The following is a 13,400-nucleotide window of genomic DNA, read 5'->3' on the forward strand; positions in this document are numbered from 1 at the left end:
CACCGACAGCTCAAGCGTCCCGAACACCTCCTGACCCGCACGCCCCACCACGAACTCCGTCGACGCACCGGTCAAGCTCAGCTCACCGGCGTCCCGAGACAGCGAGGCGGTCAGCACGACGGAGCCGGTCGACGGCGTCGTGGGGCGGACCTGGACCGTGTAGGTTCCGGCCTCCTGAATCGCGTCGACGTTGAACACCTGCGACGTCCCGGACCCGAAGGCACTGTCGACGGACTCCCCGTCGGGTCCGAACACCTCGATGTACCGATAGCCGATCGAGGCTTCCGAAGCCGTCAGTGTCAGATCGTCCCCGGCCGACAGGTCGATCGTGGTACGTGCCGTCTGACCGGGCCTCTCAAGTGCCACGACGGTCGATGCCCCGGTGGTGGCCAGGTCCCCGCCCACCGGCTCCGAGAGCGTGACCGTGACCTGGCCCGCGTCCTCCGGTTCCACGATGAGCCCATAGGTGCGACCCGCTGCGCCTGTCACCTGCCTGAGTGCCTCGCCGTTGCTCAGGAAGTGCATCCGCTCCTGGCCGTCCGGCCCCACGTAGCCGTAGTCGGTGTACCCGGAGAAGGTCGCACCGGTGATTCCGAGGTCGACATGCCGGCCCTCCGGCATGTCGAACACCACCAGCGCGGCATTCCCCGCCTCGGTCACGCGCACGTCGATCGGATCGCCGCCCACCTCGACGCGCTGCACGGACTCGATCGCCGAGATGTCCACCCCCTCGATCGACACCAGGAACTCGTCGTCCGAGGCGGCGTCACCCGCCGGCGTGCGAACCTTGACCTTGCCGAACCCGGCCGAGACCGGAACGACCGCCCGCACCGTGGTGGGCGTCACGGAGACGACCTCCGCGAGCTGACCCCCGATGGACACGACGTTGTCCTGCGCCTCCGCCGCGAACCCGGACCCGGTGATCTCGACCTCCGTACCGGGCAGTCCGGACAGCGGGGAGATCTGCGTGATCGATGGCCCTTCCATGACCGTGAGCCCGGGGCCGGAGGCCGAGTCCCCGCCCACGGTCACGGCGACCCGGCCACCCGATGCGCCGTCGGGCACCAGGAACGAAGCCGAGGTAGCGGTCACGTCCTGCACCGTCACGGCCTCGCCGCCGACGGTGACGGCCAGCCCAGAGGTGAATCCGGTCCCCCGGACCACGACCTCGTCCCCCGTGGAAGCCGTGAGCGGAACCACCGACAGGACCGACAGTTCCGAGTCGGGGCGCCGCTCCACACCCGTGATGTTTCCTGTCGCGTCGTACGAGTACTCGGCGACCTCGCCGGTCTCGTCCGAGACCACCGCCACCAGTCGTCCCGCGGCGTCATACATGTACTCGGCCGGACCGGCGTCCTCGGCGACCGCGACGCTCGCGGCGCCGTCGCCGGTGGCGACGCCGGAGCCGGCGGACCTCCCGTCGGCACCACCCGTGTCCGCCTGGTCCGTGCCGGACGACGACCCTTGCGACGGCACCCCGGTGGTCGACGAGCCGGGCAGAGGTGTCGCCGTTGCCCCCGTTCCGGGCTCGTCACCGCTGGCCGCGGGCATGGCGCCCATGCCGATGAGCAGAGCGAGCGTCGATGCCACGACGAGGCGAAACTGTGAGCGCACGAGGAATCCTTTCGGTGAACCGATCAATAGCGGGGACGACGCCGGGACACGGTCCGCACCCGTCAGCCGAGCACGACGTCCTCCCAGACGCGCTCACCCACACGATCCGGGGGAACGAAGAAGTAGCCCCCGCCGGTGGCCAGCACATACCGGGACAAGCGCTCACCGGCGAGTCGCTCCTGGACGAGCCGGAACTCGTCCAGATCCGCCTGAAACGCCATGAACAACAAACCCTCGCCGGGCTGCGCGCCGTCGTCGCCCGACGACCACGTCCACGACCGGCGCAGCAACCGTGGGGCCGGACTCCCGTCACGCGGATTGGCGAGCCGGACATGGGAGTCGAGCGGCGTCACCGCGCCCTCCGGATCAGCGGCGAAGTCCGGTTCCTCGAACCGCCCGGACCCGTCGAGCCAGGATCCGTCCCGGCGCCTGCCGACGATCTGCTCCTGCACCTCGACCGGGTCCGCGTCCCACAGGTCGTGGGACACGGTCAGGACGCGAAGCGCCAGGAACGAACCACCCACCGCCCAGTCCAGCTGCCCTGGTCCGGGAGCGACCAACGCGATCGCGTCCGCCGAGCCGTCGCCGGCCGAGGCGTCGTCGCGGACCGGTGCGTTGGCGAAGCCTTCGGCGAACCCGAACACGTTCCGATTCACCGCTCGCCCGTGAACCGACTCGTTCTGCTGGCGGGACAGCACGCACTGCCAGGTCACCTCGAACTCGTCGAGGCCGTTGAGCACCGACTCCAGTGCCGCGGCCGCACGCTCGGGGCTGCGGCCGTCGACCTGGACGACGACATCCGCGCCGGCACGCGCCGGCTCGAACACGTCTCCGGGGAACGACTCCATCTCCGTCAGCCCTGCCGGACGCCGGTCTGCACGACCGGCCTTGTCGAAGACACCGGAGCCCAGGCCCACGATGCCCGCACGCTCCGCACGCACCCGGGCGGCCAGCTCGTGCAGCCCCGAACGCAGTTCCGACCCGCGAGCGGACGCGGACAGGAGCGCCGCTCGCCCGTGTGCCTCAGGAGCCGACAGCGCCACGTGCGACGTTCGAGCCGGGGACAACGCTCCGGCCTGGCAGCCCAGCAGTGAGCCAACCCCCGCGAGCGCCATCGCGCCGAGCACCGCTCGCCGGCCGACGACAGGAGCGGGGCACAGCGGTCGAGCAGAACGGGACACGAGCGAGCTTCCCCCTGGGATCATCCATGACGGGCCGTACGACGGACCGCGACCGGCCCTCTCGGACGAGCGCGACCATCACCCCTGGTGAGAGCACGATCGCATCGCCGCAGACCACCCTGTGACATCACCATGAATCAGTCAAGACCACTCGAATAGGTTTTAATTCACCCGATTGCCCTCAACCACCGATCGACCCCCGCCTCCGCGATGCCGGCCCGATTGTGGGTTCCCCACAAGTTGACCACGCTTTCACGGGCATCTGATCCCCACGACGCCGTGCCCCACCGCCTCGTACTGTCGTGTTCATGACAAGCCTTGCCTTCCCCCTCGTGCCCCGCACGAACCCGCGCCGCGTCCTCGCCGACCTGATCCCCGCGGAGTCGAGCCGTGCCCGGGCGATCACGCGCGACGTCACCCTCGTGGTCGCCGTCGCCGCTCTGACCGCACTGGCCGCCCAGCTCCGCGTGCCGATCCCGGGCCTGCCCGTACCGATCACGGGCCAGACCTTCGCGGTGCTGCTGGGCGCCGCCGCGCTCGGCCCGTTCCGCGGCACCGCCGCCCAGGTCCTGTACGTGGGTGTGGGCCTGCTCGGGCTGCCGGTCTACGCCGGTGGCGGCGCCGGCGCCGAGGTGCTCTTCGGCGCGTCCGGCGGCTACCTGGTCGGCTTCGTCGCGGCGAGCGCCGTCGTCGGCGCGCTGGCCCGGCGCGGGATGGACCGGGGCGTGCTCGGCACCGTTCTCGCGTTCGCGACCGGTTCCGCCGTGATCTACGCCGTCGGCGTCCCGTGGCTGGCGGTCGTCGCCGGTATGGCGCCCGGGGATGCCTTCATGGCGGGTGCCGGCGTCTTCCTGATCGGCGACGTGATCAAGGCCGTGCTCGCGGGCGTGCTGCTGCCGGGCGCCTGGCGGCTCGCCCGCGACTGACGACGGTGTACGACGGCGGCTCGTGGGTACCTCGTGGACGAGAGACGAACCGAGCCGTCGCCGCCCGCCGGGCGGACCGTCCGGCCCGAGTCCGTCCCTCACGGACCGGCCACAACGTCAGGCGGGATGTTTGCCGTATCGTCACGATTCGATCCGGCATTCATCCTGCATATCCCAGATGTGGAGGGATAGATTGAGGACAGGGCGCAGATCCCGCGCTCTGACGACCCCGCGCCATCGGCCCCACAAGGGCATCGGCGCCCGTTCTCCACGGAGGACCATGTGACAACGACGTCAGCCACCGAGGCCGCCGAGGCCGCCCCGGTCGCTCCCACCACGCCGGCCAGGACAGCCCTGCGGGCCACCGGTTCGGCGCTCGACACCGCGCACGCGCAGCTCGCCGCGGCGGTCGACATCCTCGGTTACGACGACGGCCTGCACACGATGCTGCGCATGCCGCGCCGTGAGATGCACGTCGCCGTGCCCCTGCGCCGCGACGACGGCACCACCGAGGTGCTGCACGGCTTCCGCGTGCAGCACAACGTGAGCCTCGGCCCGGGCAAGGGCGGCCTGCGGTACCACCCGAACGTGGAGATCGACGAGGTGCGTGCCCTCGCGATGTGGATGACCTGGAAGTGCGGCGTGGTGAACCTGCCGTACGGCGGCGCCAAGGGCGGCGTCGCGATCGACCCGCGCGGCTACTCGGCCGGCGAGCTGGAGCGCGTCACGCGCCGCTACACGTCCGAGATCATGCCGATGATCGGTCCGGACAACGACATCATGGCCCCCGACATGGGCACCGACGCCCAGACGATGGCCTGGGTCATGGACACGTACTCGGTCGCCAAGGGCTACACGATCCCCGCGGTGGTCACGGGCAAGCCGCTCGCCGTGGGCGGGTCGCTGGGCCGCGGCACGGCCACGTCCGCGGGGTTGGTGCACGTCACGGCTGCCGCCCTCGCGGACGCGGGCGTGCCGCTCGAGGGCACCACCGTGGCGATCCAGGGCTTCGGGAAGGTCGGCGGGCACGCGGCGGAGATCTTCGCGGAGCGCGGTGCGAAGGTGGTCGCCGTCAGCGACCAGTACGGCGGCATCCGGAACGACGGCGGGCTGGACGTGCCACGCCTCATGGCGCACGTACGCGCCACGGGCTCGGTCGTCGGGTTCGCCGAGGCCGACCCGATCACGAACCTCGAACTGCTCGCGCTCGACGTCGACGTGCTGGCCCCGGCTGCCATCGAGGGCGTGCTCGACGAGCACACCGCGGGCACGGTGCGGGCACACTGGGTGGTCGAGGGCGCGAACGGCCCGACGACGGAGGCGGGCGACACCCTGCTCGCCAAGAACGGCGTCGTCGTGGTGCCGGACGTCCTGGCGAACGCGGGCGGCGTCGTCGTGTCCTACTTCGAGTGGGTGCAGGCGAACCAGACGTACTGGTGGACCGAGCAGGAGATCGCCGAGAAGCTCGAGCACCGGATGCACCAGGCATACCGGGGCGTGGCCGAACTGGCGCGGCGCGAGGGCCTCTCCCTCCGTGACGCGGCCATCACGATCGGCGTGCAGAGAGTCGCGGAGGCGCACCAGATCCGCGGCCTCTACCCCTGATCCGGCTGACCGCCGACCGCGGTCGGTCCGCACCGTCACCGACCGCGGTCGGTCCCTTGTCTGTGCGGTCGGTCCCTCGAGGGACCGACCGCACAGACAAGGGACCGACCACTCGACAACGGACCGGCCGCATGGTCTCGCGGCGTGGTCTCGTACGATCGACCGGTGCACGAGAATCCTGCGCTCGTCGCGCGGCTGCGGGCCGCGGGATGCGTGTTCGCCGAGGACGAGGCGCGGCTCCTGACGGAGGCGGCCGGCATCCCGGCAGGCGCCGGAACCGACGCGGCCGGGATGCCACCCGGTGGCCGTGCCGATCCCGAGCGCCTCGAGCGCCTGGTCGCGGCCCGGATCGCCGGTGTGCCGCTGGAGCAGGTGCTCGGCTGGGCGGAGTTCCGCGGGCGGCGGTGGACGGTAGTGCCCGGGGTCTTCGTCCCGCGGCGCCGGTCCGAGCTCCTCGTCTCCGAGGCGCTGTCGGGCCTGCGCGACCCGTCGGGAGCGGGCTCCGGAAACGCCCCGTCCGGAACGGGGACACCGGGCGATCAGGGGCGGCTATCCCGGAGCGTCATGGAACCACGGGCACCCGGCCGGGCAGGACGGCTCCCCGGAACCGCGACGGAAGCGCCAGGGACACCGAACGGGCCGGGGTACCGGACCGGAGCCTCGCCCGGAGCCGAGCGTGCGGGCGCCGTCGTCGTGGACCTCTGCTGCGGATGCGGGGCACTCGGCGGCTCCGTCGCGCTCGACCTGGCGGACAGCGGAGTCGACGTCGAACTGCACGTCTCGGACCTCGACGCCGTCGCCACCGGGGCCGCGCGGCAGAATCTCGCCGGGCTGGTTGCCGGGCCCGGCCCGCGGGCCGGACGGCTGACCGCCGTCGTGCACGACGGCGACCTCGACGCGCCACTCCCGCGATCGCTCCGGGGCCGGGTCGACGTCCTGCTGTGCAACGCGCCCTACGTACCGAGCGAGGCGATCGCGCTCATGCCCCGCGAGGCCCGCGAGCACGAACCGCTCCTCGCGCTCGACGGCGGCACCGACGGCCTCGCGGTACTCCGCCGCGCGATCGCGGCCGCCCCCGCCTGGCTCCGTCCCGGGGGCACGTTGCTCTTCGAGACCGGCCACGACCAGGCGGAGACCACAGCGAGCGCGGCCCGTGAGGCAGGGCTCACGCCACGCGTCGTCTCCGACGACGACCTGGGCGCGACGGTGGTCGTCGCCCGCCGACCCTGACTCCGGAGGCGGGCGAGGCTCACCCGCCCCCGAGCACGGCACCTTCGCCGGGGCGCGATCAGCTCGAAGGCTGGCGGGCCGCCCAGTCCTCCAGCGTCGTGCGGGGGCCGGTGAAGAACGGCGTCTCCTCACGCACGTGGCGGCGCGCCTCGGTGGCACGCAGATCGCGCATGAGGTCCACGATGCGGTGCAGCTCCGCCGCCTCGAAGGCGAGGATCCACTCGTAGTCGCCCAGGGCGAACGCGGAGACCGTGTTGGCGCGCACGTCCTTGTACCCGGCGGCCGCCATGCCGTGGTCGCGCAGCATGGCGCGGCGCTCGGCGTCGGGCAGGAGGTACCAGTCGTAGGACCGCACGAACGGATACACGCACAGGTACTCGCGTGGCTGCTCGCCCGCCAGGAACGCCGGCACGTGGCCGCGGTTGAACTCGGCGGGGCGGTGCAGCGCGGCGACCGACCACACGGGCTCCAGGTACCGCCCGAGCGTCGTGGCGCGCAGGCGCTGGTACGCGCCCTGCACCGCCTCGATGGTCGGCCCGTGGGTCCACAGCATGAGGTCGGCGTCGGAACGCAGCCCGCCCACGTCGTACCAGCCGCGGACCACGAGGTCTCCGTCCGCCCGCGCGCTGTCGCGCCCGGCGTCCGGCGTCGTCCCGGATGCTGGGGTGCCGCCGTCCCAGACCTCGTCCTCCGCCTCGGCGACGAGCGCCTTGCGCTCGCTCTCGTCTCGCGGAAGCGTCTCGGTGAGGCTGAACACCGAGAACATGGTGTAGCGGATGGTCGCGTTGATGGCGTCGGCGTCGACCTTCCGGCCCGTGTCGCCGTGGACGTGGTGGTCGCCCGGCGTCGCGTCGCCGGGCAGGGTGCTTTCGCTCACTGGTACATGTCCTCCGAGCAGAGTGCGGGAATGCCGGTGGGCTCCTCGTGGCGCCGCAGGCAGCAGTTCGGGCGGTCCACGGACGGCACCGCCGGAAGGTCTCCGACCGTGGCCTCGACGACCTCCTCACCGCGCGCGAGCGCCGCGCGTTCCAGCAGGAGGTCGACCAGGCCGCGGACGAACGGTTCGCGCGTGCCGACGGTTCCGGCGCGCACGGCCGTGATGCCGAGTTCCTTCGCCGTGGCGAGGGCCTCGGTGTCGAGGTCGTAGGCGACCTCCATGTGGTCGCTGACGAACCCGATCGGTGACATGACCACGTCCCGGACGCCGTCGGCGGCGAGCGCCTCGAGGTGGTCGTTGATGTCGGGCTCGAGCCACGGCTGGCTCGGCGGGCCGGAGCGGGAGCAGTAGGCGAGGTCCCAGGCGACGTCGTGCCCGAGCCGCTCGGAGACCGCCGACGTGACCAGGGCGGCGACGCTCTCGTGCTGACGCGAGTAGGGCGCCTGCCAGAGCCCGGACGCCGCCTCCATCGTGTCGGGGATCGAGTGCGTCACGAAGACGAGACGTGCCCGCTGGCCGGAGCCTCCCGCGGCGGCGAGCGCGGTGTACGCATCCAGCACGGCGTCGATGTTGGCCTGGACGAAGCCGGGGTGGTTGAAGTACGGGCGGATCTTGTCGAACTGCACCCCGGTGGAACCGTCCGACCCGAGCTGCCCGCGTTCGCGCAGGACGACCGCGAGGTCCTCGCGGTACTGGCGGCAGCCGGAGTAGCTGCTGTACGCGGAGGTCACGAGGGCGACGGCGTGCTTCGCGCCGAGCCGCTCCAGCTCGTCGATCGCGTCCGTGGTGTAGGGCGCCCAGTTCCGGTTGCCCCAGACGACGGGCAGATCGAGGCCGCGGCGCGCGAGCTCCGCCTCGAGCGCGGCCTTGAGCGCGAGGTTCTGCTCGTTGATCGGGCTCTTGCCGCCGAACTGGTAGTAGTGCTCACCGACCTCCTCGAGCCGCTCGTCGGGGATGCCCTTGCCCGCCGTGACGTTCCGGAGGAACGGGACGACGTCCTCGGGCTTGTCGGGGCCACCGAACGAGTAGAGGAAGAGGGCATCGTACGGAGCGACGTCCTGTGGTGCGACTGCGGTCGCGGGCGCGGTGACCGGCGTCGCGGACTCCGCCGCGGCCGCGGGCTGGAGGGAAGAGGCCATGCGCTCATCCTCCCACCGGCGGCGGACGGCGATCGCGCTACGGCGTGGTTCGCGGACGTGACATCGACCGGACGGGTTGTCAGAACCCGTGGCCGGCGAAGACCGGCGACGCCGGCGAGACCTGCGCCCACGCCGTCTCACATCGGCCGGGCATGGACGTTGCCCTTGGCCAGCCGCTCCCGGAGGGCCGGCAGGACGCCGAGGACCTCCGGGGGCGCGGGACTACGGCTCACCACGGACAAGGTGACGCGGCCGCGGACCGGAGCGCGTTCGATCCGGTCGCCGGGGGCCGCGTACCAGCCGGCCACCATGTCGGGGACGACGGCGGCGCAACGCCTCTCGCGGGCCGCCCGGACGGCGGACTCCGCGGTCGCGCCCCGCCGCACGTGCGCACCGAGCTCGGCGAGCCGGCGGTGCAGGACGTCCGCCGCGAGGTCCAGCGCGCAGTACACCACCGTCTGTCCCGCATAGGGCCGTTTCGCGCCGGACGGCGACGGCGCGCCCTGGGGAAGGAGCGTGACCAGGTCGTGCCCACCCACCTCGGTGACGACGAGTCCGCGGGCCAGCGGAACCTGCCCGGCGATGGTCACGAACGCCGCGTCGAGCGCGCCACGCTCCACCCACTCCAGCAGCCGCGGGCCGTGCTCCACCTCGGGCTGCACGACCACGTCGTCGAGCAGCACGTCGAGCACCGCGAAGAGGGTGCCGGCCAGGCTCGGGAGCGTCCCGACCGAGACCGTGCGCGACTGTGCGGCGGCGAGCGACCGTTCGCCGATACCTCTCAGGTGATCGAGGATGTGCTCGGCCTGCGCGCAGAACTCCCGGCCGGCGGCGGTCGGGCGGGCCCCGGTGGTGTCGCGGTCGAACAGGCGCGTTCCGAGACGACGTTCCAGCGCGGCGAGACGCTGGCTCGCCGACGGCTGGGTGATCAGCAGCTCGCGCGCGGCCGCACCGAGCGACCCGTGCCGCGCGACGGCGTCGACGAGACGTAGGTCCTCGACACTGGGCAATGACGTCATAGGTCTACTCTATGAGCCGCGGTGGCCGACCGGCGTCTACCGGGGCGCTGTCCCGGTGCGCAGGATCGAAGGCGTGGATCGTCACCTCCTGATGCTCACGGGCACCACCTTCGTCACGTGGACGGGCCAGCGGATCACCGCCGTCGCGCTGCCGCTCGTCGCCCTCGAACAGACCGGCGACGCCTGGACCACAGGCCTGGTCGGTGGGTTCGCCGGCCTTCCCCTGCTGACCTCGGCATGGTGGGGGCGGCCGTTCCGGCACCTCCTGACGTCCGGAAAGGCCCTGTCGCTGCTGCTCCTGATCCAGGCCGCAGGCCTCGCCCTGGTTCCCGTCGCGGCCGCCGCCGGAGCGGTGAACGCCGTCGTCCTGTGTGTCACCGGTTTCGTCACCGGTGCGACCGGCGCGCTGCTCGCGCCGGCCCAGAGATCTCTCACCGCCGACCTCGCCGACGACGTCGGGCCGGGCGTGGGCGCCAAAGCCCTCGCCTGGCAGGACATGGCGCACCGGTCGTCGATGATCTTCGCGCCGCCGCTCGGCGCCTGGCTGCTCGTCGTCTGGGGCGCGGCACCGCTCCTCTGGTGCGAGGCGGCCGCGGTAGGACTCGCGGCGGCCGCGATCGTCACCGTACCGGGCGCGACCGGACGGGCCGACGACGGTCTCGACGACGGGCACGGCGACGGCCGCGCCGCCCCGAGCGATGGGTACGCCGCGGGTGGTTCGCGGGCCGCCGTCGTGGCGCAGGACGCGACGACGCGGCGGGAGACGTCTACGTCGCCGGACACGGCGACGACACCCGTCTCCCGGGACCACGCCACGATCCGGTCGGTGCTCCGCGCCGACCGTGACCTGGCGATCGGCATCGTCCTGGCCGGTGTCGGCGGTATCACGTGGTTCGCGTTCCCGCTGGGCCTCGCGTTGCTGGGTGCCGAGCTCGACCGGCCCGGGCAGATCGTCGCCGCCGCGATGTCCGGCTACGGCGCCGCCACGGTCGGCGCGTCGTTCCTCGTCCCGCTGGTCGTCAACCGTGTCCCGCGCATGCCGGCGATCCTCGTCTCCTGGGCGGTGCTCGGACTCTCGTTCCTGATGTTCCCCCTGGCGGCGCCTGATCTGGTCGCCGTGACCGCCGTCGCCGCCCTGGGCGGGACCACCATCCCGTTCGGGATCGCCGCGCTCAACGCGCTCATCACGGAGCGGACGACGGGCGACGCCCGGCGCGCGGCCTTCACCGCGGAGACCGTGCTGCACAACGGCGGCGCGTCCGCCGGGCTCCTGATCGGCGGCGCGGTCATCGGCGCGTTCGGTGCGGGCCCGGTTCTCGTGGCCACGGGCGTGATCCAGGTCGTGGCCGTGATCGCGGCAGCCCCGCTGGCCGATCGAGCCCCGGCCGCGGTCGGGAAGGCTTCCCCAGCCGCGGTCGGAAAGGCTTCCCCGGCCCCGAGATGAACACCGACCACGGCACCGGGAGTTCCCGCAGCACGACACGCCATCGGCGGGCGACCTCAGCACGACCACGCCATTCCAGGCGGTCCCCCAGCACGACCACGCCATTCCGTGCTGTGGGAGCGCTCACAACCCCGCAGAATGGCGTGGTCGCCCTGGTGGGCGGCCGACGGGGGCGGCGTGTGGAGGGGGTGGGGTCGAGGTCGAGGGTCGGGGGGGGGGTTGAGATGGGGGTGCGCCAAAGGTGCGGAGTTGGCCAAAGGTGCGGAGTGGGTCAGAAGTACAGGGCAGGCCACACGTGCGAGGCAGCCACACGTGCGAGGCAGCCACACGTGGCGAGCGTGTCAGAAGCCGGTCAGAGGTGGGGGGCGGGGGGCAGGGAGAGATGTGCGACCTGGGCCGCCAGGTCCGTCAGCCGGGCCGGGGTGCGGTGGAGCAGGTCGTCCAGCTCGACCGGGCCGGGAGCGATCGAGAACGCGGCCGCGATACCCGCTTCCCAGGTCAGGGGCGCAGGCAGGAGGACCTGGCCCGCCACCACGACCACGGGTGGCTTCGCCGGCGCCGCCGCGGCCAGGCGCGCGATGCCGTCCGCCACCTTGCCGCGCACCGACTGCGAGTCGAACGAACCCTCACCGGTGAACACCAGATCGGCATCGGCCAGCGCCTCAGGAAGCCCGATCGCCTGGGCGACGAGCAGGGCACCTTGCTCGGTCTCCGCGCCGAGCACGGAGACGAGTCCCGACGGCACGCCACCGGCCGCGCCGGCGCCGGGGGTGTCGTGGGTGCGCACGCCCGTCTGACGTTCGAGGACGTCGGCCCAGCGGCGCAGCGCCTCGTCGAGATAGGCCGCTTCGCCGTCGCTCGCGCCCTTCTGATGGCCGAACACGTGGGCGGCGCCGTGCTCGCCGATCAGCGGGTTGGTGACGTCGACGGCGAGCCGCCAGCGGACCTCCCGGGCCCGCGGGTGCAGAGCGTCGAGGTCGATGCGGGCGACCCGCGCGAGGCCCTCGCCGCCGTCGGGCACGTCGGCGCCGTCGTCGTCGACGAGCCTCGCGCCGAGTCCGGTGAGGATTCCGGCGCCACCGTCGGTGGAGGCTGATCCACCGAGACAGACGAGGACCTCCTCGACGCCGGCGTCGAGGACGGCGCGGGCGACCGCGCCGGTGCCGCGGGTACTCGCGTGCAAGGGCTGCAGTGGCACGTCGCTGACGTGCGGAAGCCCGCTGGCCTCGGCGAGTTCGACGACACCGGTGCGACCGTCGGGCGAGGTGGCCCACCTGGCCCGCCGGGGCCGCCCGATGGCATCGACCGTGTCGATCTCCCGGGGCGTGACACCCCAGGCGGCGAGCAGCGTCTCCAGAGTGCCTTCGCCGCCGTCCGCCATGGGCAGCGAGGTGACGACAGCGTCGGGCCGGGCCGCGTGGACGCCGTCGGCGATGCGGGCGGCGACCTCGGCGGCACTGAGGCTGCCTTTGAAGGAGTCGGGGGCTACGACGACACGCGGGGTGTTCACGGCCCCGATCGTAGAGGGACGAGCGGGTGGCACGCCGGGACGGCTCGCCTGCCGAGGCGTCCCAGCCGGCGAAGGCGTCACCACTCCAGGCGCATCACGGCGCGACGCCCGGTGGGCCGGCTCACCTCACGGAATCCGGCGGACTCGAACATGCCGACGCTCCCGACGAACAGGTCCCCGGAGCTGTTGCGCCCCGCGCCGGGCAGGCGAGGCAGGAGCGGGTAGCCCTCGACCGCGGCCGCCCCGCGATCCCGTGCGAAGCCGGCCGCCGCCCGGGCCAGCGCCGTGCCGATCCCCCGCTGCCGGTAGCCCTTGCGGGTGACGAAGCACGTCACGGCCCAGACCGCGGCGTCGTCGGGGTCCTCGGAGCGTCCCGACCACACCAGCCGCGACGTCCGTAACCGGGGGTAGGCGGTCCGCGGTTCGACGGCGCACCAGCCGGCCGGCACCCCGTCGAGGAAAGCGACGAGACCGCTGGTCGACGGCGCGTCCGGGTCACCGCACGCCGTCTGCTCCCGCAGATGGTCCTGCCGCGCGGAGCGGTCGAGCGCGTCCATCTCCCGACGCGGGAACTTGAACCACTGGCACTGGCACCACGCGGGAACGCCAGCCTCCCCGAACACCGCGCGGAGGTCCTCCCAGGACGCCTCGTTGGCGGGCACGACGACGATCTCGGCCGCCTCCTCGGCACCCTCCTGAGCCATGCCCTCCAACGTACGACCTGCCGTCCCTCACCCGCCAGCCCGCGACGCGCCGGACCCGTGCCCCGATGCGGTCGGTCCGATGTCCGTGCGG

11 protein-coding genes are annotated in these 13,400 nt (G+C 72.8%); 4 read left to right on the plus strand and 7 right to left on the minus strand.

Going from position 1 to position 13,400, the window contains the following annotated elements; translation table 11 throughout:
- Positions 1-1,614, minus strand: a 1,614-nt coding sequence (locus J0911_RS19190) for an IPT/TIG domain-containing protein (RefSeq protein ID WP_207277115.1), incomplete at its 3' end; no start/stop codon positions are given.
- Between the two features lie 62 nt (positions 1,615-1,676).
- Positions 1,677-2,795 carry a Dyp-type peroxidase gene (locus J0911_RS19195; protein WP_207277116.1) on the minus strand — a complete coding sequence of 373 codons (1,119 nt, stop codon included), beginning with the start codon at positions 2,793-2,795 and terminating at the stop codon, positions 1,677-1,679.
- A gap of 308 nt (positions 2,796-3,103) precedes the next feature.
- Between J0911_RS19195 and J0911_RS19200 the strand changes: the two genes are divergently transcribed.
- The 3 genes from J0911_RS19200 to J0911_RS19210 all read left to right on the plus strand — a co-directional run bounded on the left by J0911_RS19200 (position 3,104) and on the right by J0911_RS19210 (position 6,556).
- Positions 3,104-3,721, plus strand: a complete 618-nt coding sequence (locus J0911_RS19200; RefSeq protein ID WP_207277117.1) for a biotin transporter BioY — start codon at positions 3,104-3,106, stop codon at positions 3,719-3,721.
- 282 nt (positions 3,722-4,003) lie between these two features.
- Positions 4,004-5,326: a Glu/Leu/Phe/Val family dehydrogenase gene (locus J0911_RS19205; protein WP_372434907.1), complete on the plus strand. Its 1,323-nt coding sequence runs from the start codon at positions 4,004-4,006 to the stop codon at positions 5,324-5,326.
- A 165-nt stretch (positions 5,327-5,491) separates the two neighbouring features.
- The gene (locus J0911_RS19210; protein ID WP_207277118.1) at positions 5,492-6,556 is read left to right on the plus strand and encodes a class I SAM-dependent methyltransferase; all 1,065 of its coding nucleotides are present in this window, start codon (positions 5,492-5,494) and stop codon (positions 6,554-6,556) included.
- A 58-nt stretch (positions 6,557-6,614) separates the two neighbouring features.
- Here J0911_RS19210 and hemQ read toward each other — a convergent pair whose 3' ends face one another.
- The 3 genes from hemQ to J0911_RS19225 form a co-directional block, all read right to left on the minus strand.
- Positions 6,615-7,433 carry a hydrogen peroxide-dependent heme synthase gene (hemQ, locus tag J0911_RS19215; RefSeq protein WP_372434908.1) on the minus strand — a complete coding sequence of 273 codons (819 nt, stop codon included), beginning with the start codon at positions 7,431-7,433 and terminating at the stop codon, positions 6,615-6,617.
- Positions 7,430-8,632: a ferrochelatase gene (locus J0911_RS19220; protein ID WP_207277119.1), complete on the minus strand. Its 1,203-nt coding sequence runs from the start codon at positions 8,630-8,632 to the stop codon at positions 7,430-7,432. The genes hemQ and J0911_RS19220 overlap by 4 nt, the downstream gene beginning before the upstream one ends.
- A gap of 137 nt (positions 8,633-8,769) precedes the next feature.
- Positions 8,770-9,651 (minus strand): LysR family transcriptional regulator, encoded by an 882-nt coding sequence (locus J0911_RS19225; RefSeq protein ID WP_207277120.1) that lies wholly within the window; start codon positions 9,649-9,651, stop codon positions 8,770-8,772.
- Positions 9,652-9,724: 73 nt separating this feature from the next.
- Here J0911_RS19225 and J0911_RS19230 point away from each other — a divergent pair, with 73 nt between their 5' ends.
- Positions 9,725-11,095: an MFS transporter gene (locus J0911_RS19230; protein WP_207277121.1), complete on the plus strand. Its 1,371-nt coding sequence runs from the start codon at positions 9,725-9,727 to the stop codon at positions 11,093-11,095.
- A 352-nt stretch (positions 11,096-11,447) separates the two neighbouring features.
- Here the strand turns inward: J0911_RS19230 and J0911_RS19235 are convergent, their stop codons facing one another.
- Together J0911_RS19235 and J0911_RS19240 are read right to left on the minus strand one after the other, a co-directional pair.
- The gene (locus tag J0911_RS19235) at positions 11,448-12,605 is read right to left on the minus strand and encodes a glycerate kinase (RefSeq protein ID WP_207277122.1); all 1,158 of its coding nucleotides are present in this window, start codon (positions 12,603-12,605) and stop codon (positions 11,448-11,450) included.
- A 77-nt stretch (positions 12,606-12,682) separates the two neighbouring features.
- On the minus strand, positions 12,683-13,309 hold the full coding sequence (locus tag J0911_RS19240; protein ID WP_207277123.1) for a GNAT family N-acetyltransferase: 627 nt from the start codon (positions 13,307-13,309) through the stop codon (positions 12,683-12,685).
- Between the last annotated feature and the right edge of the window lie 91 nt (positions 13,310-13,400).

Origin of the sequence: Myceligenerans salitolerans, assembly GCF_017349295.1 — a bacterium.
GTDB classification, from domain to species: Bacteria; Actinomycetota; Actinomycetes; order Actinomycetales; family Cellulomonadaceae; genus Myceligenerans; species Myceligenerans salitolerans.